Source organism: Microcoleus sp. B4-D4, assembly GCF_036705185.1.
Taxonomy (GTDB): Bacteria; Cyanobacteriota; Cyanobacteriia; order Cyanobacteriales; family Microcoleaceae; genus Microcoleus.
On the sequence record NZ_JAUBTX010000001.1, the window covers coordinates 79,594 to 102,528 of the forward strand.

Below are 22,935 nucleotides of genomic sequence, written 5' to 3' on the forward strand. Positions count from 1 at the left end.
TTTGCGATCGGTGTAGATTTAATATTGCCTGCTCTTTCAAGTTGAAAACTGAATCCAATGTTACTTGCTAAACAGACTGGTTCGAGCCAAAACTTAGCTTTTGACCGATCGCGATCGATGTTGTTAGATTCACATTTCATGGATTTGTATTTACACCCTGGATTAAGACAACAGGATGAGCGCGTGGATGTGGTGAACCTGGAAATGCAGAAAAACAAACACGACTCCCGACAGTTGGTTTATTCCCATAGACACTATCAAAATGGAAGAAGATAGTGTCTCCACCATCACTTTGAATAAGTCCCCAATCATAATTTGAATGTAAAGATTTACATATGCCAATTTGACGCTCAACAACTGGATAGCAAAGTTTTTCACACCGTTGTACTAGCTCATCGGCAGTAGGGCGAGCTTCTGGATTCTTATTCAAACATTCAAGGATTAGTGTATACAACTCATTGCCGAGGGACTGAAACTGTAAATTTTTATCAATATAAGCGGGTTTTTGGGGTGGAATAGCTTTAAGGATAGTGCGAACCGCAACTAATCCAAAACCAAAGGGTTTTTGACCGCTCATTAATTCATAAATCATGGCTCCAACCGCCCATATATCTGATGGCTTACCTGCCTTGCTAGCTTCTTCAATCATCTCAGGTGCCATGTATGGCAAGGCTCCCATGACTGTAGTGGAAGCACTTATTGAAGATTCGTCCTTAACACCATTTACAATCTCTTCCTCAGCCATCTTAGCTATACCGAAGTCTGTGATTTTAATCTCTGATAGATTGAACTCGCCTGAAAACATCACATTACTTGGCTTCAGATCTCGATGAATAACACCTGCATTATGCGAAGCTGCAACACCCTTAGCTAAGTAATGAAGAATCTTTGCAGTGAGATATGGATCGACGATACCTAATTGCTGTAATAACCCTTCTTTAATATCTTTTCCTGCAATAAACTCTTCTACTAAATAAGGCGATGAGTCAGTTTCAAGATAGTCTAATGTTTTTGCTACATTTGGATGATTCACTTTTGCACTGACCACAGCACTTCGCTGAAACCTCTTTTTTGCTGAGAAATTCTTAGGCAATTTAAGAGCAATTTCTCTGCCCAGCACTAAATCTCTTGCACAATAGACTTCCTGCATCCCGCCTTCACCGACAAAGCGAAGGATCTCATAACGCTTATCTACTAGATCGCCGATATTATGAATTTGATTTCCTGTCATAAAACCACCTCTGGGTTAGATATGTCAAAAGTCATAAATAATCTCTTCCCTCCACCCGAGTTATCTTCTAGTGTGATGACGCAACTTTTAGGAAGAGCTTGACCTTTTTCTACTAGCTGATTATTGACAAAAACTGAGCCATTCACTGCATCAACTAAGAAGTTAAAGCCGTCATACTTAATGTGGATAGAACCATACTTTTCAACACCCAGTTTCACGACCTGATTGATTGTTTCCAGCGTATATGTCTTGTCTCTGTATACAAGTAGTCCACGATGTTTGCCATGCAGAAGATAATTACCAAGAATATCCTTAATTTCTGACATTGCAGGTCTCTCAGTTGCATCTTCAGTTAGGGTGCGATCGAGTAATTTGACAATAGCATCAGGAATACCCAAAGGAATAGAAGAAAAACTTGGAATAGTGGCAAGATGAGGTGGCTTCTTTAACAGAGCTTTTGGGATTTCCTCCCCAGAGAGATACCAGGCAGTAATACCAAAAGCATAGGTATCAACAGCATTTGTAAACGAAACCAATCCCGCTCTACATAATTCAGGAGCTGCAAAACCCTCAGTTCCAACGAATCCCAAAGTTGAGTCGTCTTTACCTAAAAACCTAGCTAAACCGAAATCAAATATCTTAATAATATTTGCCTGGTCAAACTTCATATTGTTAGGCTTAATATCTCTATGAATTAAGCCTTGGGCATGAATATCACTAATTCCCGAGGATATCTGATAGAGAACCTTCAGATATTCATTTATCGAGAAGGAACTCCGATCTGCAAAAGATTGTAAGTCATCACCAGAAACATATTCCTGGACGATCCCAACTCGTCTATCAGCTTCATTTAGGAAAACATCAAAGATTTGAACGACATGCTTTGAGCGAATTTTTTGTAATGCAGCTAGCTCATCAAAGAGTCGGCGCTGATCTCTAACATTTTGAATGAACTTAATGGCAACTTGCCTCTCAAGATTCGTATCTTGACAGACCAAAACTTCTCCCATTCCACCGGTTAGCACTTGTCCTGTCGGAACATAACGAGACGGGATGCCACTTGACATAACAACTAATTCTCCTCAGAAAACTCAATATTTAGTTGGGGTACTGGCTTCTCAACTTCACCTTTATCGCCATTAGTTTTGTTACTGTTTACACCAGTGAACTCTATCTTTTGAGCATTGTCTTGATTCTTTTTCTTTGGTTGCTTCCTCTGCTGTGGGATTTTTTCTTGTTTAAGAGGTTCCTCAACTCCCGAGGCGTTGGCATCTGGAGTATTTAAGGATTTATCGGGGAGAGAATCAGTTGGTGAAGCTTTAATACTAAAAAATTCTACTTTTCCGGGGATACTCCAAATTTCAAGATAACTTAAATCAGATTCTTCATTTCTTGAAAATAAATTTTTTCCAAGAGTTAAAGCCGCTACTGTAGAATTATCCTTGCCACCCAACCATTCTGAAAGAGCGGTCAGTCTAGAAACAACTTCTCTGGGACTTTCTGCGTAGGTTACTAATGAATGAAATATGTTCTCAGGAATGCCGTGAGCACCATCCGACGTAATAAGCAACCATTTCATATCAGAAGAGGGTTTTAATTCAACACGTCGCGGCTCAATGCCTTCTCCCATACCAACGTACTGCAATAATTGCCTAAATTCAGGCGGGGGAGAAGGAAGATTTAAACTTGCAAGATGTTTTTCCAATGTATCGTCAATCGTAAGTTGCTCTACTACACCGCTATTGAGTACGCAATAAATTCGACTATCTCCTACGTTTACTGCGGCCCAATCTTTCGTTTCATTACAGATTACTGCTGACAAAGTTGCTCCCCCTTTTCCTTGGAAAGCGTTATAAACAGCCTCGTTAGCGTCCTGTATACCAACTTCGAGTTTCTTGATCAACGTAGAGGCATTGCTATGTACCAAGGATGCAGCAAATGTACTTATTGCTAGATTTGCACACTCCCCACCCTTGACCATACCCCCCATCCCATCACAAAGTACGAGTGCTGCAATAGAAGGTTTGCGGGATTTTTCAAACTTTACTCTCAGAAAAATTGCGCGGTCTTGATTCTCTGACCGTTTTCCTAAAGCGCTACTTAATACAACTGTTGCAGACTCTAATTCTGTAAATCCAGATTTTTCTCCAAACTTTAACCATCTGGAGATTCCTTCTTGGAGCTGCTTATAGAATTGACTTTCCGCCATATCTTGCACCATCCAAAATACTCGACAACCTAATTTATTTTACTCAACGCAATTCTGATCATAGTGTGTTTCGGACATAACCTTCTACATATTTTGCGTATTAAACTCTACTCGGATTGCTTTTTAGCCAAAGTTTACCTCAGTCATTGGGTAAATTATACCACAACTGCGGTATAATTTACCGAATATGGCTGTCCACTACCGCAAACAGCTTTTCTATGTCTAGCTTCATTCTGTAGACGCGCTCGCAGAAGTTTTTGAAATAATTTTAGCAAAGTGAGAAACTGAACCCGGATCCGATCGCGCTTTATTGCTTCTAACCTAAGAGAGAGCGAGCTTTCGCCCTCTACTGGCATTATAGTTAGGAACGGGAACCTAAAATCGCATATGCCACAATACTTCGGAAAACTCCAAACAACAGAACAGCCTTGGTCAACGATCGGTTCGGTAGAATCCATAAATAAAACCGAGCGCACAATTCACTTCAACTGCGGCGAAACTTCCCTAAACATCAGCATCCTCGCACCGAATTTAGTCCGAGTGCGAATGTCCCCGACGGGCGAATTTAAAGAACGATCGCACTACTCAGTAACTCTCCCCGACGAACAGTGGGAAATTGTACCCTTTGAAGTGCGAGAAACCGACGAAAAAATCGAAATAGAAACAGCACAAATAATAGTTTCTGTCAAGCGATCGCCCGCTGCAATCGAATGCTTCGACAAATCGGGAAAACCCTTTGCTAGCGACTGCGATCGCAATATGGGATGGCGCGCAGGCGCAACCGCAGCCTGGAAGCGCATCGAAGCCGACGAACACTTCTACGGTTTCGGCCAGCGCACCGGCTTTCTCGACAAACTCTCCGAAGTCAAGACAAACTGGACAACCGACGCCCTAGACTACAATTCCCTCACCGACGAAATGTACCAGGCGATCGCATTTTACATCGCCCTGAATCCCGATCGCGCTTACGGCATCTTTTTCAACACCACATTTTGGAGTCAGTTCGACATCGGCGCGGAAAAACCGGGAGTTTTGCGGATGGAAACCAGAGGCCCGGAACTCGACTACTACATCATTTACGGCCCGGAACCCGCCCAAATTCTCGCCACCTACACCCAGTTAACCGGTCGGATGCCACTCGCGCCAAAATGGGCGCTGGGATACCACCAGTGCCGCTGGAGCTACGAATCCGAGGACGTTGTGCGCGAGTTGGCCCAGGAATTTCGCGATCGCAGCATTCCCTGCGATGTCATCCACCTCGACATCGACTATATGCGCGGCTACCGCGTTTTTACCTGGAGCCCGAAGCGTTTCCCCGATCCCGCAAAACTGATCGCAGACTTGAAAGCAGCGGGTTTTAAGGTGGTGACGATTGTCGATCCCGGTGTCAAGTACGAACCGGAAGCAGATTATGAAATATTCGATCGCGGTGTAGAAAACGACTATTTCGTCCGTACCGCAGAGGGAAAGCTTTTCCACGGCTACGTTTGGCCGGATAAATCGGTGTTTCCCGATTTCATGCGGCCGGAGGTGCGCCAGTGGTGGGGCGAATTGCACAAAACCCTGACAGATATTGGGGTTGCGGGGATTTGGAACGACATGAACGAACCTGCGATCGCAGAACGTCCTTTTGGCGACGGCGGCGAACACATCAGCTTTCCCCTGGATGCGCCGCAGGGCCCCGATGACGATCGCGCGACTCACGCTGAAACGCACAATTTGTATGGGTTGATGATGGCGAAAGCTTGTGCGGAAGGGTTGCAAAAAGTGCGATCCTCTTCGAGGGCTTCGCTAACGGGCGATGGCTTACGCCCCGCTACGCTACGATCTTTTGTGCTGACGCGATCGGGATTTGCGGGCGTACAGCGTTACTCTTCCGTGTGGATGGGCGACAATCAATCGCTGTGGGAGCACTTGGAAATGTCGCTACCGATGCTTTGCAACATGGGGCTTTCCGGCGTAGCGTTTGTCGGTTGCGACATCGGCGGTTTTGCGGGGAATGCAACCGCCGAAATGTTCGCGCGGTGGATGCAGGTGGGGATGCTGTATCCCTTGATGCGCGGTCATTCGGCGATGAGTACGGCCCAGCATGAACCGTGGGTTTTTGGATCTCGCACCGAACAAATTTGCCGCGAATACATCAATTTGCGCTATCAGTTGTTGCCTTACATTTACACGTTGTTTTGGGAGGCTGCAACGACGGGCACGCCGATTTTGCGACCGTTACTTTATCACTTTCCGCGCGATCGGGCAACTTATCACCTTTACGATCAAGTATTGCTCGGCCCGTCGCTGATGGCTGCACCTGTTTACCGCCCGGGAGTCGAACACCGCGCCGTGTATTTGCCGGAGGGTACTTGGTACGATTGGTGGACGGGCGAATGCTATCACGGCCCGACTCACATTTTGGCTGATGCACCTTTGGAAAAAATGCCGCTTTATGTGCGGGGCGGTGGGATAATTGCGTTAGCACCCGTGCAGCAATTTGTCAGCGAACAACAGCTTGATTCATTGAAAATACGAATTTGGCCCGGAACTGGTGAATGGACGCTTTATGAGGACGACGGAGACAGTTTTGAGCATGAAAAAGGTGTCTGGGCTACGACTAATTATCAGGTGTATTTTGAGGGTGAAAAAGTGATAGTTGAAATTGCGGCGCGGGAGGGAGAATTTGCGATTTCTGATCGCGAAGTTACTGTGGAAGTTGTTGGCGTTGGGGAACAGCAATTTACAGACGATGGTGCGGCGCGGCGTTTGACATTTGGATAATTTTGGCATAAAGCGGTTTATGCTATGGTGGGATTTTGATTCAGGGCGATCGCTCGATCTGGTAGAGTTTGAGATGGAAAGGGCGATCGTATCCCGCGATCAAGCGATCGCCTGTGATTCCATTGTGGCTAGATAAAATTCATTTCAAGAATAGCCAAGATGTTAGCAGACTAGAGCAATCCCAAAAAACATCTAACAAATTTGCCAAAGGTGTGGCATAAAGTGTAAGGTAAAGGTTTTGAGGGTATAAGGAAGTCGCATGGCGAGGCAAAAGAAACCTGACCAAAGAGCGATCGGGCAATACAACCACGAAAACCAACAAAGAGTCAATAACCCACTTGTCGGACTGGTTACGCCAGACACCGATCCAGATGGGGATAGCAAAAAATATGCCTGCGATCCTCACCTTGACCCGCAGTTAGTGTTGGCCGGAAAAGCAGAACATACCAGCTTTGAAGTGCCGACAGTCTCGCTGCACTCCCGCAGAAATGATAGTTTATTGATTAAGCTTCAGGGTCTCCAAAATGAGAAAAATTGGTAAAATCAAATGGTTCGGTGGTCACAACAATAAAACGGGCCGCCAAAATGACTTTGGATTTATTGCTTGTGAAGGCAAACCCAATGATATATTTGTACACCTAAGACAAATCAATTGTTCGGCAACTGCTTTAATAGAAGGAACAATCGTTACTTTTGAAGTAATTACTAACTTCCGAGACGGCAAAGAAGAAGCTAAAAATTTGTGCTTATTGATTGACGAAACCGATATAGAAATTATTACTTTTTGTGCGACTAATAAAAATCCAAATTTATGGATTCCTATATTTAGTAAGTATCTTGCTAATTTTTCGATTAATGAAGCCATTTTATTAATTTTTCAAAAACTTGAAACTCTCTCAGAGGGCCAAATAGTTTCGTTTGTCCGAACTCTCCCAAATCAGATTTTATTTTCCCATAAAGCTCGAAAAATCAGAGAAACTTTGGCAAAAGACGAACATTTAAATTTATGTGTCAAAATGTTGAATGAGCGAGTAAGCCTGCTAAAAGATTACTCATTTAAAGAGGAAATAAATGCCACTATTGAAGGCGCAAGCGTTCAATTTGTGGAGAAAATATGGGAAAATATTCCCAGTGAATTATATGTAGATGTTCCTGAACAGCGCAAACGTTTTAATCTAAAAATACACGCTAGATGCTTAGTTAAGCTAATTCTCGATCCCAAGAATGACCAAAGTAAAAGTATTTTCCTGATGGAGCTAAGAGAGTGTTTAAAAGAAGCAAATAAAGATGAATTTTGGGAAATTATTCCATATAAAATACTCATTTCCGAAGAAATTTGGTCTATTATCATCCCAAAGCGTCGCGTTCGTATCCTTGTAAACAAACTTGAGAAAACTGAAAAGGAAAATCATAAAGAAATCATCAGTGAAATTGTCAAAACTTTTGCTAAAACTTCCATAAATGAGCATTCAATCTTACTTTTAGAAATTCCAGAATGGCTGAAAGAAAATGAGGCATTTTTTCCTTTTAAAACTCCATTTGAACAAGTTAATTTGGTCTGGGATTCGATCGAAGCTGGTTTATGGTCGTTAGCTTGGCCTCGGTTGTCAAAAGAAGCAAAAATTATTTGTATTTATCGTGTCTTAAAGTATAAAATCAACACAAATACCTTTTTTGCGGAATTAGAGAAGTTAAAAACAGAGAAACCAGAGAATGAACCGCTAGTCAAATATGTGATAAATATTTTATGGGCTAAGGATAATCCAGCTAAAAGAAATGAAGCTTTCCAAAGGGCACACGAATTGCATCTTCAAGAATGGGTGATTGAGCAAGCATGGAATTCAAATGAACCGTTGAATCTTTACCCAATACTTCCTGTTTGCCAACCTAAAAAAGTTGACTACTGTGAAGGAAAACCCTGGCCAACAGAAGAAGATAAAGCATCAGGTTCAAAAAAAGTATCTCGTGCTTTTTGTCCACGAGCAAATAAATCCTGTAGTTTATTTGAGCCTAACACGGAAAGAAATTTTAGCTTTGGTTTGGAAGGCGCTCGTCTTTACGCTGAATGTACGCAGGATTGGAAAGATTGGTCTTTGTTAGAACTTCTGCAAGCAACAGGCGTTGTTCCAAGTCTTCCAGATTTAAAATCTGATGAGTATGTGCAAAAGCTATCTGGTTGGATAAATCGTCTTAATGAAATTCGGGATAGACTCAAATGCTCTGTTTGCAGCCAGACAATGACTCCTAACTTAAAGTATTCTAAGGATATTGCTCGATATAATATGACAGTTGCTTCGTGTAAAAAAGGGAATGGTCACGATCGAAATATTTATTTTAACCATTGTTGGGCTTGTTACCAAATAATTGACAGTAGAGAGAGTAAAATTCAACTAGACGGCTTATACATTTGCATTCACTGTGGAAGTGGAGCGAAAAAAAGTCTCAGTTATTCTCAGGGAGATATATGCCCAAAATGTGGAACCGCAGAAATGAAACAAAAGGAAGAGGGATCTAGGTTTATTCAGTGTTCCTCATGCCAGCATACAATTCGCCTACCTGCCCAACAGCATCTAACTGGATATAGATGGCGAGGGTATAAATTCAAATAGAAATACCCCTCACAATCAAGGTGTCACATTAAAAGCACAAATGAACGCAAATTTACTAATAGAAAATCTCAAGAAAAAACGCGCCACTAATGAAAGTTTATGGCTGATGGGTCAACCAGATGTGGCCCTCCGCCGCATCAATTTTTAATCAACAAATGGAGGAATAAACCATGCTAATAGAAGAATATTTTGAATTTCTAGCTGATGATGACATTCGAGTAAAAGGGACAAGAGTGGGAATAGAAAGCATCCTCTATGAATATATTTATCGCCAACGTTCACCAGAGGAAATTATTAAACACTTTTACACTTTGACCCTCGATCAAATTTATGCTACAATCCTGTATTATTTAAATAATAAAGCCGTCTTAGATAAATATATCGAAAACTGGCTAGAATGGTCGCACCAACAAAGAAAAGCCCAAGAATTAAACCCTCATCCAGCCTCGATTAGACTGCAAAAAATTAAGGAAGAAAGAAATAAAAAGAATGGCGCTCAAGTATCTCATGGATGAAAACATTGACCCGGTTTATCCTACTCAAATTCGGAGCAAACAAGTAGAATTAATTATTCGGGTCATTGGCGAACCTTCCATACCAGCCAAAGGAACTAAAGACCCGGAAATTTTAGAATGGTGTGAAAAATATGACTTTATCCTGGTCACTAATAACCGTAAATCTATGCCTGGTCACTTAAACGATCATTTGCAAGCCAATCGTCATATTCCTGGGATATTTATTTTAAACGCGAATTTAAGCGTCGGGCAAAACATAGATGAATTAATTTTGATTGCTGAATGTTCTTTTATCAATGAATATCAAGATCAAATTATTCATCTACCTATCACTAAAGAGGTTTAATGATTATCTCCCATATAGCTCTGAAAAATTGGCGCAATTTTCAGTCAGTGAATGTTGATTTGCGCGATCGCATTTTTATAGTAGGCCCGAATGCTTGCGGTAAATCCAACTTTCTCGATTCATTCCGCTTTTTGCGGGATTTGGCGAAAGCAGGAGGCGGATTGCAAAAAGCTGCGATCGATCGAGGCGGCGTCTCAAAAATTCGCAGTCTTTATGCGCGTCGGTATCCAGATGTAGAAATAGAAATTCACCTTTCAGAATCTAATTCCCAACAGCCATTATGGAGGTATGGGCTGGGAATTAAACAGAAAAAAGGTGGGAAAAATGAGGCAATTGTTGCCTACGAACGAGTTTGGAAAGGCGAGCAACAAATTGTCGATCGCCCTACTCCAGAAGATGAAAAAGATGAGCTGCGTCTCACCCAGACTTATCTAGAGCAAATTAATGCCAATGCCGAATTCAGAGAAATTGCTAAATTTTTAGAATCGATTTTATATTTACATTTAATTCCTCAGTTGGTTCGCCATCCCGAAGCTTTTGCTACTCCTGGACTTTCCGAAGATGCTTTTGGGAGAACTTTTTTAGAACGAGTTGCTAAAACTCCCGAAAAAACTCGAAAATCGCGATTGAGAAAAATTGAAGATGCTTTAAAGTTGGCTGTCCCGCAATTAAAAAACCTCACGGATACTAAAGATGTCATGGGAGTTCCCCATTTAGAAGCTGTTTACGAACATTGGCGGCCCGGAGCGGGAAAACAACGGGAAGACCAATTTTCGGACGGAACGTTACGGTTAATTGGTTTGCTTTGGTCGCTGTTAGAAACCGATACATTATTGTTACTAGAAGAACCAGAACTTTCTTTAAATTCGGCGATTGTTAGCAATCTACCGTCTCTGATTTATCGCCTTCAGCGTCCGAGAAAGCGACAGGTTATTCTCAGTACCCACAGTGCAGATTTGCTCTCAGACAAAGGCATTGGCGGCGAAGAAGTCTTGCTAATGACACCGACTCCTGAAGGAACTCAAGTAAAACTTGCCTCAAGTAACGCACAAATAAAAATGCTACTAGAAGGAGGTTTAAGTATAGCAGATGCTGCACTTCCTCTCACAGCACCGCCCGCGATCGAACTACTCAGTTTATTCAAATGACGGATATTCCCATCAATCTAGTGTTTGAGGATGTACTGAGTGAAGCCGTTCTCAAACAAATGCTCAAACAGTCTCAACGTCCCTTTTCAGTGGGAAATTGCTTGAATCAGAGAGGATATGGCAAAATTAAAAAGGTGATTTCTGGATTAAATCATGCGGCAAAGGGAATGCCATACTTAGTATTAACTGATTTGGATAATGCAGAATGCCCGCTAGTAATTCTTTCGGAGTGGTTAACTCAACCAAAACATCCTAATCTGCTGTTTCGGATTGCGGTTAAAGAAGTCGAAGCGTGGTTGCTAGCACATCGGGAGGGATTTGCTGAATTTCTGGGTATTTCAGTAGACTTGATTCCTGCTGATGTAGATAAAGTTTCCGACCCCAAACAGCTTTTAATCAATCTGGCTAAAAAGTCAAAAAAGCGAGAACTGCGGGAGGGTATCGTCCCCGATCGCAATAGTACCGCAAAAATTGGTAAAGACTACAACGGTCAACTTATCCAGTTTGTCGATCGAAATTGGCAAGTTGCGTCAGCACAGACTAATTCCCCCAGCTTAGAACGAGCTATGAATGCGATCGTAAATTTTCAACCAACCTGGGAAAATTGAGGATAAAGAAAGACAAATTATGCGATCGCCAAATACAATTAATCAAATCATCATCTATAATCTACCGTCCGGGAATGACTAGACCCGACACCTACCCACAAATAATGCAACCCATCCAAATTACCACATTCCAAGCTTTGCGGCGCAGCTTGGGCCTGATAATCAAAGCTGCACCCATTGAACTCCGCAATTTAATATTACTCAATATCATTCGCGGTACAGCCCCATCTGGCGTACTATTTTTAGATAAATTAATCATTGATGAAGTCTCTCGCTTGCTGTCGCAACCCAAAACAGCACAGCCCTTAGCTTTGATACTTTCTCATCCAATATTGCTGTGGAGTATTGCCGGAGTCTTAACTCTCAAATTAGTCAGCGATTCCATCGATACAATGAGTTCCTTTACAGTAACATCTTTGCGCGATCGCCTTCAAGGCGCAGTTGAAGGAAAAGTTCTCGAAAAAGTCGCCAATTTCGACGATATCGCCCTGTTTGAAAACCCGGAACTCTTAAATATTGTAGAACTCGCAAAAACCGGAGTATCCCGAATACAGCAACTAGCATTCAGCATCAGCATGACAATCACGGGAATTTTTATTTTTATTCCATCTGTCAGCCTTGCTGCTGCTATAGCTTGGTGGGTGCCAGTGTTGATGTTAGTTTCATCACTTCCCTCAATTTACATCGAAAGAAAATATACCCGAATCATCTGGAGAGTTCAAAAAAAGCAAGCTAAAATTAGTCGCGAAATGAACTTGTCAGCCCGAGTGTTAACTGGGGAAGAATACGCTAAAGAATTGCGTTTGTTTGGGTTGCAGGAACTTTGGCTGAAACGCTGGCAAAGTCAGTTTGTGCAGTTTTTTAGCGAGATGCAGGGCATCCGAAAAAAAGCATCAATTATTGTACTGTTGTGGTCGATATTTAGTAGAGTAGGAGTAGCTTTGCCCTTTGTTTATGTAGTAATGGGAGCTTTGGGAGGACGCTATACTTTGGGGGATTTGGCGCTATATTCTGGCTTGATAGTCCAAGTAGAAAACAGTTTAGAATTATTGATTAATAGTTACACTAATTTGTACGATATTGGCCTCGGTGTCAGTCCGATTTTTCAACTGTTGGATCTGAAGCCAGAATTGCAGTCTCCGCTGGTAAATGTAGCATCTCGCTTGCCAAACTTGCCGGATAGCAGCCAAGATGTTGAGGTGAGAAAAGATAAAATTGGCATCGAAATTAAGGATTTATCTTTTGGCTATCCCGGTAGCACTAAAAACACAATTACAGATATCAATTTAACGATTAATCCGGGGGAAATGCTCGTGCTTGTCGGGGAAAATGGCGCGGGTAAAACGACTCTTGGCAAACTCCTCGGCCGCCTGTACGACCCGACAAGTGGTACGATCGCCTGGAACGGTCAAGATTTGCGATCGTACTCCCTATCATACGTGCGATCGCGCATAGCAGTAGTCATGCAAGATTACGCCCGCTTCCCCTCCACAGTCCGCGAAAACGTCGGTTTCGGCGACTTGCTTTCCCTGTCTGATGACACCGCAATTAATCAAGCAATTTCCGAATCAGGAATCTCCGCTAAAGTCAACAGTTTAGACAAAGGTTTAGAAACACCCTTGGGGAAACAATTAGAAGACGGTATCGACTTATCCGGGGGACAGTGGCAAAGAATTGCGATCGCCCGCGCCCTCATGCGGCTTTCTACAGCCGAAGTCCTAATTTTTGACGAACCAACCGCCGCCCTCGACCCCAAGACAGAACACGAAATTTACAGCATCTTCCGCCAAATCGCCGTCGGGAAAACAACGATTGTCATCAGCCACAGATTGGGATTGGCCAAAATTGCCGATCGTATCGCCGTCATGGAAAACGGTAAAGTAGCAGAAATAGGAACTCACGACGAATTGATAGCATCAAACGGAATTTACTGCTCAATGTTCACCCGTCAAGCTAGCAGCTATATTTAGAGTGAAATCAACAGAATTACCGGAGGGGCGGGTTCATCAACCATCTTGAATTCCCACAAACAATCTATATAAACCAGCCCTAACGCTCGCATTTGTGTCGCTGCGTGGCGAGAAACCGAGTTTCTGCGAATAATTTGGGTTGAGTACGAGAAATATCGGAAGAAACCCGGTTTCTGGGATGATTGTGCGAGATAGATTTATGATAGATTAATCTCATTTGTTTTGTGGCAAAGTCTCGATCCCCCCTAGCCCCCCTAAAAAAGGGGGGGACAAAAGTCAAATACAAATTCCCGCTTCTTAAGGAGGTGACAAAAGTTCGATTCAAAGTCCCCCTTCTTAAGGGGGATTTAGGGGGATCTAGGCTTCGAGATAAAGCAGAGATACCTGTTTTACTGTTGAATGCGATCTTTTTGAGAAACTTGTCATAAAGTGCGAGTTATAATAAAACCAACCTAGTTGGCAATAATATCAACGATGGAAACTATAACTCTCAACCTACCTGCAGCCGTCGCTTTAACCGACGAACAATTTTATCAATTGTCCATCGCTAATGAAGAGTGGCGATTAGAACAAACCCCTGAAGGAGAACTAATTATTATGCCTCCAACAGGCGGCGAAAGCGGCATCAGAAATTCCGATTTGACTACAGACCTAAATTTGTGGAATCGTCAGACTCGATTGGGAAAAGTCTTTGACTCTTCCACTGTCTTTCAATTACCCAACGGTGCGAAGCGTTCCCCAGATGCTGCTTGGGTTCTCCTAGAACGTTGGGAAGCATTATCCGCAGAAGATAAGCGCAAATTTCCTCCCCTGTGCCCGGACTTTGTAATAGAATTGCGTTCTGCAAGTGATTCCCTAGAAACATTGCGGGCTAAAATGCGGTATTATCGAACTAACGGCTGTCGCTTAGGTTGGCTAATTGACCCGCAAACGCCTTTAGTAGAAATCTATCGGTTGTCCGAAGATGTAGCAGAAGTGATTAATTTCTCTTTTGACCAACCGCCAAAACTTTCGGGTGAAGACGTACTTCCCGGATTTGTTCTCGATCTTACACCTATTCTCAATCCTTAAATCTCGATCGCACTTCAATCGCTGCGTAGCGACAAACCGGGTTTCTGCGACAATTTGCAGTTGAGTACCAGAGATATCGGCAGAAACCCGGTTTCTAAGATTAGGAAAAATAGCGAGAAACCGGGTTTCTGCAACAATTTGCAGTTGAGTACCAGAGATATAGAAAGAAACCCGGTTTCTGAGATTATTGTGCCTCCGAAAAGTCGTAGCGTAGCGGGGCGTAAGCCATCGCCAATTACCTCCCAGTCAGCGTATCAGCATAAGGATCTGGCAAAGCTTGCTGCACCTCCAAAACCGACAAAGAATTACCAGTCAACGGTTCGCTAATCAACTTTTTTTTTACCCCATCCCCGCGCCTGTCCCGTTCTTGCAACTTCAGCAATTCCTCTTGATACACAGCAACAATTCGCCCCAAACTCACCACCAAATCATCCCAATTCTCATCTCCCACCAACTTCTCAGAAATCCCCTCAAATAACTCTCCAGCTTGCCTTTTTTGAACATACGCTTTCAAAAGCTTTCCCGACTTTTGCAAAACCGCCTGATAAATGTCCCCATCAGACCACCACAGCCCCTGTTGACTCAGCAGCCAAGTTAAAATATACTCGCGAGCGTGTTGCTCCTTCACCCAGGCCGCCAGATACTGCAAATCTTCCATAGTTACAAAAGTCTCCTAAATTTTCCTCAAAATGTGCGCTTGTTTGTATCTATCGTTACTGCGATCGGCACAATAGTGGCCTTAGCATCACCAGTCCTTGTCTTTAATATCCCTTAAATCTTAAAAAAACCCTACTGATTTACCAAACAGCAATTCTTACAATATAAAAATAAACCTAAACCTCCTCGGTCTATTGTCCAATACTTTAGTCCACCGGAAAGCGGTATACCCCGCCTCGCTTTCCTCTATCTCAAATCAAACCTCAAGCGAAACTAGCGGGTTATTAGCATGACAAAGCAAAATTTTGGTTTAATCGGTCTAGCCGTAATGGGCGAAAATCTAGCCCTCAACGTCGAAAGCAGAGGCTTCTCGGTAGCTGTATACAACCGCACAACAGCTAAAACCGACGAATTCATGGCCAAACGCGCCCCCGGCAAAAACATAGTAGCCGCCAAGACTCTGACAGAATTCGTCGATGTCCTAGAAACGCCGCGCCGCATCTTAGTCATGGTGCAAGCTGGGAAAGCCGTAGATGCGGTTATCGACCAGCTCAAACCCATGCTGTCACCGGGCGACATGATTATTGACGGCGGCAACTCCCTCTACGACGACACCGAACGCCGCACCAAAGATTTAGAAGCAGCCGGACTGGGATTTGTCGGCATGGGCATCAGCGGCGGCGAAGAAGGCGCCCTCAACGGTGCTAGCCTGATGCCCGGTGGCACCCACGCCGCTTACGGCATCCTAGAGCCAATTCTCACAAAAATAGCAGCTCAAGTAGATGACGGCCCCTGCGTCACATTCATCGGCCCTGGCGGTGCCGGTCACTACGTGAAGATGGTTCACAACGGCATTGAGTACGGGGATATGCAGCTCATTGCCGAAGCCTACGATTTGCTCAAAAACGTGGCGGGACTCAACGGTCAGCAGTTGCAAGAAGTATTTGCCGAATGGAATACCACCGACGAACTCAACTCGTTTTTGATTGAAATTACTGCTAACATTTTCAAGTACATTGACCCAGAAACTAAGCATCCCTTAGTTGAGGTAATTATGGACGCGGCCGGTCAAAAAGGCACGGGCCGCTGGACTGTCATGAGTGCTTTGGAATTGGGCGTGAGCATTCCCACAATTATCGCTGCGGTGAATGCGAGAATTATGTCTTCTTACAAAGAAGAGCGCGTCAATGCTTCCCACGTACTGACGGGGCCTACCACCAAGTACGAAGGCGATACTAAGGAGTTTGTCAACAAAGTTCGAGATGCGCTTTACTGCTCGAAGATTTGTTCCTACGCCCAAGGCATGGCGCTGTTGAGCGCGGCCTCTAAGTCGTACAATTATGAATTGAGTTTGAGCGAAATTTCCCGAATTTGGAAAGGCGGCTGTATCATTCGGGCTGGATTTTTGGACAAGATTAAAACAGCTTTCAATGACGATCCGGCGCTGCCGAATTTGCTGTTAGCGCCGGAGTTCAAACAGACTATTCTCGATCGCCAATCAGCTTGGCGCGAGGTGTTGTCTACCGCTAGCCTGCTGGGGATTGCAGTACCGGCCTTCAGCGCGTCGCTGGACTACTTCGACAGCTACCGGCGCGAAAGATTACCGCAAAACCTGACGCAAGCTCAGCGCGATTATTTTGGGGCTCACACCTACGAGCGCACCGACAAACCGCGCGGTGAATTCTTCCACTCAGAGTGGACGCAGGCTGCTCAAGAGTCGCTGCAAACCGGCACTACGGACTAATTCGGTGTAGGGTGCGTCAGGCGAGGCGATCGGCAAAGTGAAAAAACATTCACGCCTGACGCACCCTACAATCTACTTGCAATATTGTTAAATAACTATAGTTAGCAAATCTCGTACAATCATAACTACTCCTTTAAAATAAATCTAATTTTATGAAACCTTTTATAGTAAAAGCCGCTGCTGTTATCGGTGAGATTGCGGTAGCAGTATTTGATACATTTAAAGAAGAAGATTCAAAAAAACGTTTATTAGAAAGTGGTATTGTGGAAGTGGATGAAATGACAGGAAAAGAATTTGAAAAATTTCTACGTGTTCATTTTATAAACTGTGGCTACAGTGTTAATTTAACTCAAGATAGTCAAGATTATGGGGCTGATTTAATTTTATACAAAGATGGCTCAACAACAGTGGTTCAAGCAAAAAGAAGCAAAAATCCAGTTGGTATTAAAGCCGTTCAAGAAGTAGCAGGAGCCGTCAGACATTACAAAGGAAATAAAGGAAGAGTCATCACCAACAACCGATTCACAGAAAACGCTTACAATCTTGCTAAATCTAACGAAGTAGATTTATGGGATAGAAAAAAACTAATCGAATTCATCTTAATCTCTAAACATTGTAACTAATTTATATACCAGGATCTGCAAGGGCTACATCGGTTGTTTGTATGCCAGCTCATAGGGTGCGTCAGGCGAAACCCTCGGCAAAGTGAACAAACATTTACCACTGACGCACCCTACAATAACTAAAAGTTAGTTAACTGTAAAAAACAGATACTGCGATTGCTTCGTTCCTCGCAATGACACAAAAAAGCGCTAACCGAAGCATTGACATATAGAAGTTCTGCATCGCGAACTAATTACCTGAAATCCCAACAATTCAACTAGCACTCGCTCCCCAGGTATCAACCGTTTGCTGCAAACCCTCTCGGTAGCTTGCATAGCGCGGACTCCACCCAAACTGCTTGCGGAATGAGTCGCTGTTGACAGTAGTAGAAAGCTTTAATAAATCGACTTGTTGAGGGGTGACAACTAACACCAGTGCTAGCGGTGTCAGCCACATGGGGATCCGCGCGGGGCGTTTTCTGCCCAGGGTGAAGGCGAATCGATCGATAAAATCAGCAAAAGACACCGGCACACCATCGACAACGTTAAAAATTGCACCCTTCGGTTCCGGTTCGTCGGCTACCTTTACCAAAGCCGCCGCCGCATCCTCAAAGTGCAGCCAGTTTCCCAGATTGCTGTCAGGCCCGGCAAAATAAGGACGACCCATTTTAAACGATTTTATATACAGTTTGAGGTCTTCCGATTCAGGCCCGTACAGGTATCCCATCCGCAATACACAAGTCGGAATCTGACTGTTTGTCACCTGATTTTCGGTGGCGATCGCCATTTTGAAAATTGCGTCATCACCCGGTACGCTCAGCGGTGTGTTTTCTGTTGCTTCCTTGGTGTTACCGTACAAAAAAGTGTAGCTAGTGTGAATTAGCAACTTAATATTTGTGTCTTTTACCGCTGTCAGCAGTGCACCAGTTGTTGTAGAAAGCGTTTTATCGAATCCTTTCCAATCTTGCCCGTCGCTGAGCAGGGTATTTGCTTTTTGCGGTGTGAGGTTGACAACCACATCTGGATTGGCGGCGAGAATCGCATCCCTGAGTTCCACACCGCTGGAATGGTCAGTTTCTACCGCAACTCCGCCGGCTGAATGCACGGCTGCTGCACCGTCTTTTTCCTGTGTCAATCCAGTTACTTTGTGTCCCTGCGCTACAAACTGCCGGACTGTTGCTTGTCCGAGTTCGGAGTCGGCGCTGGTAATAACAATGCTCAGCTTTATATCTGCCATCTGCTGGATCACCTATTTTTTCTGTTTCTACATACTTACTATTTTTGCAACCTCAAAAGCGACTATCTCTTGGTAGAAAAAGTAGTGATTAGGATTTATGCAGCAGGGATGAGAAACCGGGTTTTTGGAGAAAATATTTAGTTGTAACCCGCAGTCAGGGTAAAAAAACCGGTTTCTGTGGTCTAGATGTGTCAGTCGCGGTTATTCTAAAGATTAAGTTACCCAAATTATCTCTACAGCTTGCTCGATCGCCCGCCCAATCATGCTAGAAATTTCCAACACAGTATTTATTGCCGATCGCGAAATCGAAATTAGTGCGATTCGCTCCCAAGGCGCGGGCGGGCAAAATGTCAATAAGGTGGCGAGTGCTATTCACTTGCGCTTTGATATCCCAGCTTCCTCATTGCCCGATCGCTACAAGCAGCGTTTGTTGCAAATCAACGACCAGCGCATCACCTCCGAAGGTGTGATTGTCATCAAAGCGCAGGAACACCGCAGCCAGGAACAGAACCGGGAAGAGGCTTTGAGGCGGCTGCAAGAACTGATTAAAAGTGCGATCGTCATCCCCAAAAGGCGCAAACCCAGCAAAGCGACTCGCAGTTCCCAGCGCAAGCGTCTCGACAGCAAAACCAAGCGGGGGCAGATTAAGGCTCTGAGAGGGAAAATTACCGATTGATGGACGAATCGGGCGATCGGGCTTTTTGACTTTTTATTGGTCAGGATTTTGTGGGCCTAAATCGTTGGGTAAATCGTTAAGCGTTTTTCCCAGAGCTTTGCAAAGGGCTTTCATTTGAGCAATAGTCAGTTCGGGTTTGTCTAATCCTCGCTCCCACTTGCTAATGGCTTGCTGACTTAGGGTTTTTGCGCCCGTTTTGTCGGGAATTTGCTTTGCTAAGGCCGATTGCGATAAACCCACAGCCTCCCGCCAGATTTGCAGTGCTGGTATATCTTTGGACTCTTGAGTTTGTTTATTTTGGGGCAGATCATAGCAAATTCACAGCCAAAGTTGTTGACAAATCGACGATCGAGATCGTGGTTTAGCTGTGCTTGTTAGTTGTCGTTCGGCGAGGGCTCGCGACTTGGTAAGTCATCGGGAATTTCGGTTACGTCTAATCCTAAAAGCTCAAACATAGTTTTTAGAGAAACCTGGTACAGGTTAGCCATCGCAAGTATGTTTTCAGCATTAGGTAGAGCCTTGCCGAGTTCCCAGTCAGCTTGTCTTCGCTCGGAAATTCCGATTTTTTCTTTGACTTGAGGGCGTGTTAGTCCAGCTTGTTCTCTGAGTCGTCTCAATGGAGACTTCTCCTTTTCTTGTAAATCTTCTTCAATCATAGGACGAAATATTCATGATGCTAACGTCTTGACAAAGAGTTTAATAAGACGTAAACTTCATGTTGGTAGGCAAAACAAAGGCGGCCGAGCGAGCCGAACATTCAAAACGTGCAGGTTTGAATAACCGCCTTATTTGCAGTGTCTGTCAATTGTGCTTGCATACCCAAGCTGATTTTTGGAGGTTGGGCGCATACCTCAAGCCTCTTTTCCTCAGCGCCGAGGATGTGGTGCCCTGCTGTAAGGTCGATCGACCTGCAGCACAACCCAACTCAAAATTGTATCAAAGAACCCGACCAAAACTTCCACTTTGCGATCGCACAACTTCCGTGTTATCGTTCCATTTCTCCACCCATTCCCGATCGTGACCACATCTACCGAAAACTTCTACCTAGGCGATATCGCCTCCAACTTTCACTTTGCAGGCCCGCTGCTAGACTTTGAAGAAGAAATCCAAAATCAATCTCCCTTTCACGATTTAGACTACCTGACAGGGGAAATTAAAAGGGGATTTCTAGACTACGTGCGGCAAGGAATCATGCTGGACGCGATCAGAAAACTGCGATTGTACAAACACAAATTCAAAACTTTTAAAAGTTACTGCGAACAAGCATTAGGCAGACAGTATTTTTACTGCACGCAAATCATCAAATCTGCTGGCATTTGCCTGCGCTTAATCAAAGCCGGATTTGAGATTTTGCCAAGCTGTGTCGCTCAAGTTGTGCCTTTGTTCAAACACGCAGTTACAGACCAGTACGGTGACTGTGCTTTAGAGGAAAAGTGGCAAGAAGTGGTGGATGTCATCCCCAAAGAAAGGATTACGGCAGTAACTATTGCCGAAACTGTTGACAACAATCCCAACCTCCGGCTCAAGCAAATTCGGATCAAAACCGATACCTACGACCTTTTAACCAAAAAAGCGGCTGCCGCAGGAATGTCAGTTTCGGAATTTTTGGCGAGGTTGGTTGACGAATATAACCCCAGAAACCTAGAGCAGCCGGCGGAACACACTCCCGAACAAGAGGAGATTTTAGACCAGTTGGACGCGGAATTTAAGAAGCCCGCAGCGGAACAGTCTGCAACTGGAGCTAAAGGTAAAGTTAAATCTAAAGGTTTTGGAGGTAAAATTGAGCAGAAAGGTGCTACAAGGGAAGTTAATGCGAAAAGTTCAGAAAGTGAAATTAAGGCGAAAAGTTCAGAAAGTGAAATTAAGTTGAAAAATCAGAGAACTGAAATTTTAGCAGAGCAACAGTCCACTTTATTTAAGGAGAAAAATAATGAAATCCTCAGCCCAAAATCCTATCATGCGTCAACTGAAGCTGATGGAGGCTCAATTAAGCCAGATTCAGTGCCAACTGATTAAAGCCACTGTGTTGAATTGGTGGCAAATTGTTTTGCCTGACGGACAAAAGATTGCGATCGAGCACGCGGGCGGCGGACACTGGATTTTTCGGGCTAACGGGCTGGAGAAATCGCATCCTGAAGTGCGTAAAGCTGTGTTAATGGCGATCGCCGAAGGTTGCCGCAAGTAATCTACGGATCTCGGGCGCGGCACGGTGCCGTGTCCCCGATCAAGTGGGCGATCGGGATTTGACAGGATGTTGGGTTGATTTGGGGATGTACGGGGGCGATACCTTCGGTCTGCTTCGCTTACGGCATTAGTATCGAGATTGGTTAAAAGTGCGATCGGAATACCCCAACTGTGCGGCGAGGTTTAAAATTCCGGCCTTGTGGGCTGATGGCTGGTGTCAACGATTTATTCTGGGGTTTGAGAAGATGGCTGAGTATCAGAAATCGGCGTTGCTGAATTAGGATATGATGAAGTGGTCGTGCGAGTACCAAAAAATAACACTCATTAAAATACAATATTATGCAATGCCCTGAATGTCAGTCAACTAATTTTAATAAAAATGCTCATAAAAAAGGCAAACAGAATTATATCTGTGTGAAATGTAAGAGACAATTTATAGATGATTATCAAGCTCAAAAAGGCTACTCCGAAGAAGTGAAACGTGAATGCTTAAAAATGTATGTTAATGGCATGGGTTTTCGAGCAATTGAAAGAGTCAAGAATGTGCATCATACTACAATTATTAATTGGGTAAAACAAGCAGAAAAACTCTTGCTAGATTTTTATGAGCCACAAATAAATCCATAAGTGGGAGAATTAGATGAATTACAAACATTTGTCGGTTCAAAAAAAAACAAGACCTGGATCGGGACAGCAGTAGACCACTTTAAGCCAGGTATTTTAGGATGGACTTTAGGCGACCATAGCGCAAAAACTTTTGAACTACTATGGGATCTTGTTAGTAAATGGAAATGCTATTTTTATGTGACAGATGGCTGGAAAGTTTACCCAAATTTTATTCCAGAGGGAGATCAGATTATTAGCAAAACCTATATGACAAGAGTTGAGGGTGAAAATACAAGACTAAGACACCCGGATAGCTCGCTTAAAAAGAAAAACTCTTTGTTATTCTAAGTCTGAACAAATGCTAGGCTATTCAATTAAATTACTAATTCATTATCTAAAATTTGGAGATGTTCCAATTCCCCATCAAAATCCAAGAAATCATTTTCGGCTCCCCTCTCGTACTTGGACCCGTATCATACCCTGATTCAGCAACGCCCATTTTTTTAAAGATGTGCTATAGATCAAGTCCTAGCCCCCCGATGCCTTGGGGGGGGGTAAGATGTAACGCTACTTAATGAAATTGGTATTAGACACCAGCTCAGATAGAGGAATGGTACAAAGCCAGAAAAATCCAGCTTCTTCTGGCTGAGTGTTGGAGAGCAAAGTGGCTCGTTAAGAACTATTATTCAATTGAAGAAGTGCTATATCTTTAGGAAAATGCCAAAAAAGGAAAGATCGGATTTCAAAGTTTTA

The 22,935-nt window shown here is 43.7% G+C and carries 21 protein-coding genes and 1 pseudogene; 15 read left to right on the forward strand and 7 right to left on the reverse strand.

Annotated elements, in window-relative coordinates; genetic code table 11:
* Positions 1-136: 136 nt before the first annotated feature.
* Genes QUB13_RS00275 through QUB13_RS00285 form a run of 3 tightly spaced genes read right to left on the reverse strand, consistent with a single transcriptional unit; the run spans position 137 to position 3,452 of the window.
* Complete coding sequence (locus QUB13_RS00275) at positions 137-1,231, reverse strand: serine/threonine-protein kinase (RefSeq protein WP_333377573.1); 1,095 nt, start codon at positions 1,229-1,231, stop codon at positions 137-139.
* Complete coding sequence (locus QUB13_RS00280; protein WP_333377576.1) at positions 1,228-2,298, reverse strand: serine/threonine protein kinase; 1,071 nt, start codon at positions 2,296-2,298, stop codon at positions 1,228-1,230. The genes QUB13_RS00275 and QUB13_RS00280 overlap by 4 nt, the downstream gene beginning before the upstream one ends.
* Positions 2,299-2,303: 5 nt before the next feature.
* A complete protein-coding gene (locus QUB13_RS00285; protein ID WP_333377579.1) occupies positions 2,304-3,452 on the reverse strand; it encodes a PP2C family protein-serine/threonine phosphatase in 1,149 nt (382 codons plus the stop codon).
* 375 nt (positions 3,453-3,827) lie between these two features.
* Here QUB13_RS00285 and QUB13_RS00290 point away from each other — a divergent pair, with 375 nt between their 5' ends.
* The 9 genes from QUB13_RS00290 (at position 3,828) to QUB13_RS00330 (ending at position 14,476) form a co-directional block, all read left to right on the forward strand.
* Positions 3,828-6,209 carry a glycoside hydrolase family 31 protein gene (locus tag QUB13_RS00290; protein WP_333377582.1) on the forward strand — a complete coding sequence of 794 codons (2,382 nt, stop codon included), beginning with the start codon at positions 3,828-3,830 and terminating at the stop codon, positions 6,207-6,209.
* Between the two features lie 259 nt (positions 6,210-6,468).
* Positions 6,469-6,750 (forward strand): hypothetical protein, encoded by a 282-nt coding sequence (locus QUB13_RS00295; protein ID WP_333377585.1) that lies wholly within the window; start codon positions 6,469-6,471, stop codon positions 6,748-6,750.
* Positions 6,734-8,818 (forward strand): cold shock domain-containing protein, encoded by a 2,085-nt coding sequence (locus QUB13_RS00300; RefSeq protein WP_333377591.1) that lies wholly within the window; start codon positions 6,734-6,736, stop codon positions 8,816-8,818. The genes QUB13_RS00295 and QUB13_RS00300 overlap by 17 nt, the downstream gene beginning before the upstream one ends.
* A 170-nt stretch (positions 8,819-8,988) precedes the next feature.
* Positions 8,989-9,333, forward strand: coding sequence for a DUF433 domain-containing protein (locus QUB13_RS00305; protein ID WP_333377594.1), 345 nt, complete (start codon positions 8,989-8,991; stop codon positions 9,331-9,333).
* A complete protein-coding gene (locus tag QUB13_RS00310) occupies positions 9,326-9,679 on the forward strand; it encodes a hypothetical protein (protein WP_333377597.1) in 354 nt (117 codons plus the stop codon). The genes QUB13_RS00305 and QUB13_RS00310 overlap by 8 nt, the downstream gene beginning before the upstream one ends.
* A complete protein-coding gene (locus tag QUB13_RS00315) occupies positions 9,679-10,827 on the forward strand; it encodes an AAA family ATPase (protein WP_333377600.1) in 1,149 nt (382 codons plus the stop codon). Before QUB13_RS00310 ends, QUB13_RS00315 begins: the two co-directional genes overlap by 1 nt.
* Positions 10,824-11,435 carry a hypothetical protein gene (locus QUB13_RS00320; protein WP_333377603.1) on the forward strand — a complete coding sequence of 204 codons (612 nt, stop codon included), beginning with the start codon at positions 10,824-10,826 and terminating at the stop codon, positions 11,433-11,435. The genes QUB13_RS00315 and QUB13_RS00320 overlap by 4 nt, the downstream gene beginning before the upstream one ends.
* Before the next feature lie 104 nt (positions 11,436-11,539).
* The gene (locus QUB13_RS00325; RefSeq protein ID WP_333377606.1) at positions 11,540-13,405 is read left to right on the forward strand and encodes an ABC transporter ATP-binding protein; all 1,866 of its coding nucleotides are present in this window, start codon (positions 11,540-11,542) and stop codon (positions 13,403-13,405) included.
* Positions 13,406-13,879: 474 nt separating this feature from the next.
* Positions 13,880-14,476, forward strand: coding sequence for a Uma2 family endonuclease (locus tag QUB13_RS00330; protein ID WP_333377610.1), 597 nt, complete (start codon positions 13,880-13,882; stop codon positions 14,474-14,476).
* 235 nt (positions 14,477-14,711) lie between these two features.
* Here the strand turns inward: QUB13_RS00330 and QUB13_RS00335 are convergent, their stop codons facing one another.
* On the reverse strand, positions 14,712-15,134 hold the full coding sequence (locus QUB13_RS00335; RefSeq protein WP_333089901.1) for a hypothetical protein: 423 nt from the start codon (positions 15,132-15,134) through the stop codon (positions 14,712-14,714).
* 288 nt (positions 15,135-15,422) lie between these two features.
* On the opposite strand from QUB13_RS00335, the gene gnd reads away from it, so the two are divergent.
* Together gnd and QUB13_RS00345 are read left to right on the forward strand one after the other, a co-directional pair.
* A complete protein-coding gene (gene gnd, locus QUB13_RS00340) occupies positions 15,423-16,877 on the forward strand; it encodes a decarboxylating NADP(+)-dependent phosphogluconate dehydrogenase (RefSeq protein ID WP_333377612.1) in 1,455 nt (484 codons plus the stop codon).
* Positions 16,878-17,029: 152 nt separating this feature from the next.
* Positions 17,030-17,500, forward strand: a complete 471-nt coding sequence (locus tag QUB13_RS00345; protein WP_333377615.1) for a restriction endonuclease — start codon at positions 17,030-17,032, stop codon at positions 17,498-17,500.
* 253 nt (positions 17,501-17,753) lie between these two features.
* Here the strand turns inward: QUB13_RS00345 and QUB13_RS00350 are convergent, their stop codons facing one another.
* Entirely contained in the window at positions 17,754-18,716 is a 963-nt protein-coding gene (locus QUB13_RS00350) for an NAD-dependent epimerase/dehydratase family protein (RefSeq protein ID WP_333377617.1), read from the reverse strand.
* A gap of 262 nt (positions 18,717-18,978) precedes the next feature.
* Here QUB13_RS00350 and arfB point away from each other — a divergent pair, with 262 nt between their 5' ends.
* Positions 18,979-19,392 (forward strand): alternative ribosome rescue aminoacyl-tRNA hydrolase ArfB, encoded by a 414-nt coding sequence (gene arfB / locus QUB13_RS00355; RefSeq protein WP_333377620.1) that lies wholly within the window; start codon positions 18,979-18,981, stop codon positions 19,390-19,392.
* A gap of 33 nt (positions 19,393-19,425) precedes the next feature.
* Here the strand turns inward: arfB and QUB13_RS00360 are convergent, their stop codons facing one another.
* Positions 19,426-19,710, reverse strand: coding sequence for a helix-turn-helix transcriptional regulator (locus QUB13_RS00360; RefSeq protein WP_333378214.1), 285 nt, complete (start codon positions 19,708-19,710; stop codon positions 19,426-19,428).
* A 56-nt stretch (positions 19,711-19,766) separates the two neighbouring features.
* The gene (locus QUB13_RS00365) at positions 19,767-20,048 is read right to left on the reverse strand and encodes a helix-turn-helix domain-containing protein (protein WP_194012524.1); all 282 of its coding nucleotides are present in this window, start codon (positions 20,046-20,048) and stop codon (positions 19,767-19,769) included.
* Positions 20,049-20,409: 361 nt separating this feature from the next.
* Here QUB13_RS00365 and QUB13_RS00370 point away from each other — a divergent pair, with 361 nt between their 5' ends.
* From QUB13_RS00370 to QUB13_RS00380, 3 genes and pseudogenes are all read left to right on the forward strand, one after another.
* Entirely contained in the window at positions 20,410-21,408 is a 999-nt protein-coding gene (locus QUB13_RS00370) for a hypothetical protein (RefSeq protein WP_333377623.1), read from the forward strand.
* The gene (locus QUB13_RS00375) at positions 21,350-21,577 is read left to right on the forward strand and encodes a hypothetical protein (RefSeq protein WP_333089915.1); all 228 of its coding nucleotides are present in this window, start codon (positions 21,350-21,352) and stop codon (positions 21,575-21,577) included. The genes QUB13_RS00370 and QUB13_RS00375 overlap by 59 nt, the downstream gene beginning before the upstream one ends.
* Positions 21,578-21,915: 338 nt before the next feature.
* Positions 21,916-22,666, forward strand: a pseudogene (locus QUB13_RS00380) (IS1 family transposase).
* Positions 22,667-22,935: the final 269 nt, after the last annotated feature.

Excerpts from the sequence above, each read along its gene's own strand:
- arfB (WP_333377620.1), top strand. The coding sequence starts at position 18,979 with ATGCTAGAAATTTCCAACACAGTATTTATTGCCGATCGCGAAATCGAA.
- QUB13_RS00295 (WP_333377585.1), top strand. The coding sequence starts at position 6,469 with ATGGCGAGGCAAAAGAAACCTGACCAAAGAGCGATCGGGCAATACAAC.
- QUB13_RS00300 (WP_333377591.1), top strand. The coding sequence starts at position 6,734 with ATGAGAAAAATTGGTAAAATCAAATGGTTCGGTGGTCACAACAATAAA.
- QUB13_RS00275 (WP_333377573.1), bottom strand. The coding sequence starts at position 1,231 with ATGACAGGAAATCAAATTCATAATATCGGCGATCTAGTAGATAAGCGT.
- QUB13_RS00330 (WP_333377610.1), top strand. The coding sequence starts at position 13,880 with ATGGAAACTATAACTCTCAACCTACCTGCAGCCGTCGCTTTAACCGAC.
- QUB13_RS00375 (WP_333089915.1), top strand. The coding sequence starts at position 21,350 with ATGCGTCAACTGAAGCTGATGGAGGCTCAATTAAGCCAGATTCAGTGC.
- QUB13_RS00305 (WP_333377594.1), top strand. The coding sequence starts at position 8,989 with ATGCTAATAGAAGAATATTTTGAATTTCTAGCTGATGATGACATTCGA.
- QUB13_RS00280 (WP_333377576.1), bottom strand. The coding sequence starts at position 2,298 with ATGTCAAGTGGCATCCCGTCTCGTTATGTTCCGACAGGACAAGTGCTA.
- QUB13_RS00350 (WP_333377617.1), bottom strand. The coding sequence starts at position 18,716 with ATGGCAGATATAAAGCTGAGCATTGTTATTACCAGCGCCGACTCCGAA.
- QUB13_RS00310 (WP_333377597.1), top strand. The coding sequence starts at position 9,326 with ATGGATGAAAACATTGACCCGGTTTATCCTACTCAAATTCGGAGCAAA.
- QUB13_RS00290 (WP_333377582.1), top strand. The coding sequence starts at position 3,828 with ATGCCACAATACTTCGGAAAACTCCAAACAACAGAACAGCCTTGGTCA.
- gnd (WP_333377612.1), top strand. The coding sequence starts at position 15,423 with ATGACAAAGCAAAATTTTGGTTTAATCGGTCTAGCCGTAATGGGCGAA.
- QUB13_RS00285 (WP_333377579.1), bottom strand. The coding sequence starts at position 3,452 with ATGGTGCAAGATATGGCGGAAAGTCAATTCTATAAGCAGCTCCAAGAA.
- QUB13_RS00365 (WP_194012524.1), bottom strand. The coding sequence starts at position 20,048 with ATGATTGAAGAAGATTTACAAGAAAAGGAGAAGTCTCCATTGAGACGA.
- QUB13_RS00320 (WP_333377603.1), top strand. The coding sequence starts at position 10,824 with ATGACGGATATTCCCATCAATCTAGTGTTTGAGGATGTACTGAGTGAA.
- QUB13_RS00315 (WP_333377600.1), top strand. The coding sequence starts at position 9,679 with ATGATTATCTCCCATATAGCTCTGAAAAATTGGCGCAATTTTCAGTCA.
- QUB13_RS00325 (WP_333377606.1), top strand. The coding sequence starts at position 11,540 with ATGCAACCCATCCAAATTACCACATTCCAAGCTTTGCGGCGCAGCTTG.
- QUB13_RS00345 (WP_333377615.1), top strand. The coding sequence starts at position 17,030 with ATGAAACCTTTTATAGTAAAAGCCGCTGCTGTTATCGGTGAGATTGCG.
- QUB13_RS00335 (WP_333089901.1), bottom strand. The coding sequence starts at position 15,134 with ATGGAAGATTTGCAGTATCTGGCGGCCTGGGTGAAGGAGCAACACGCT.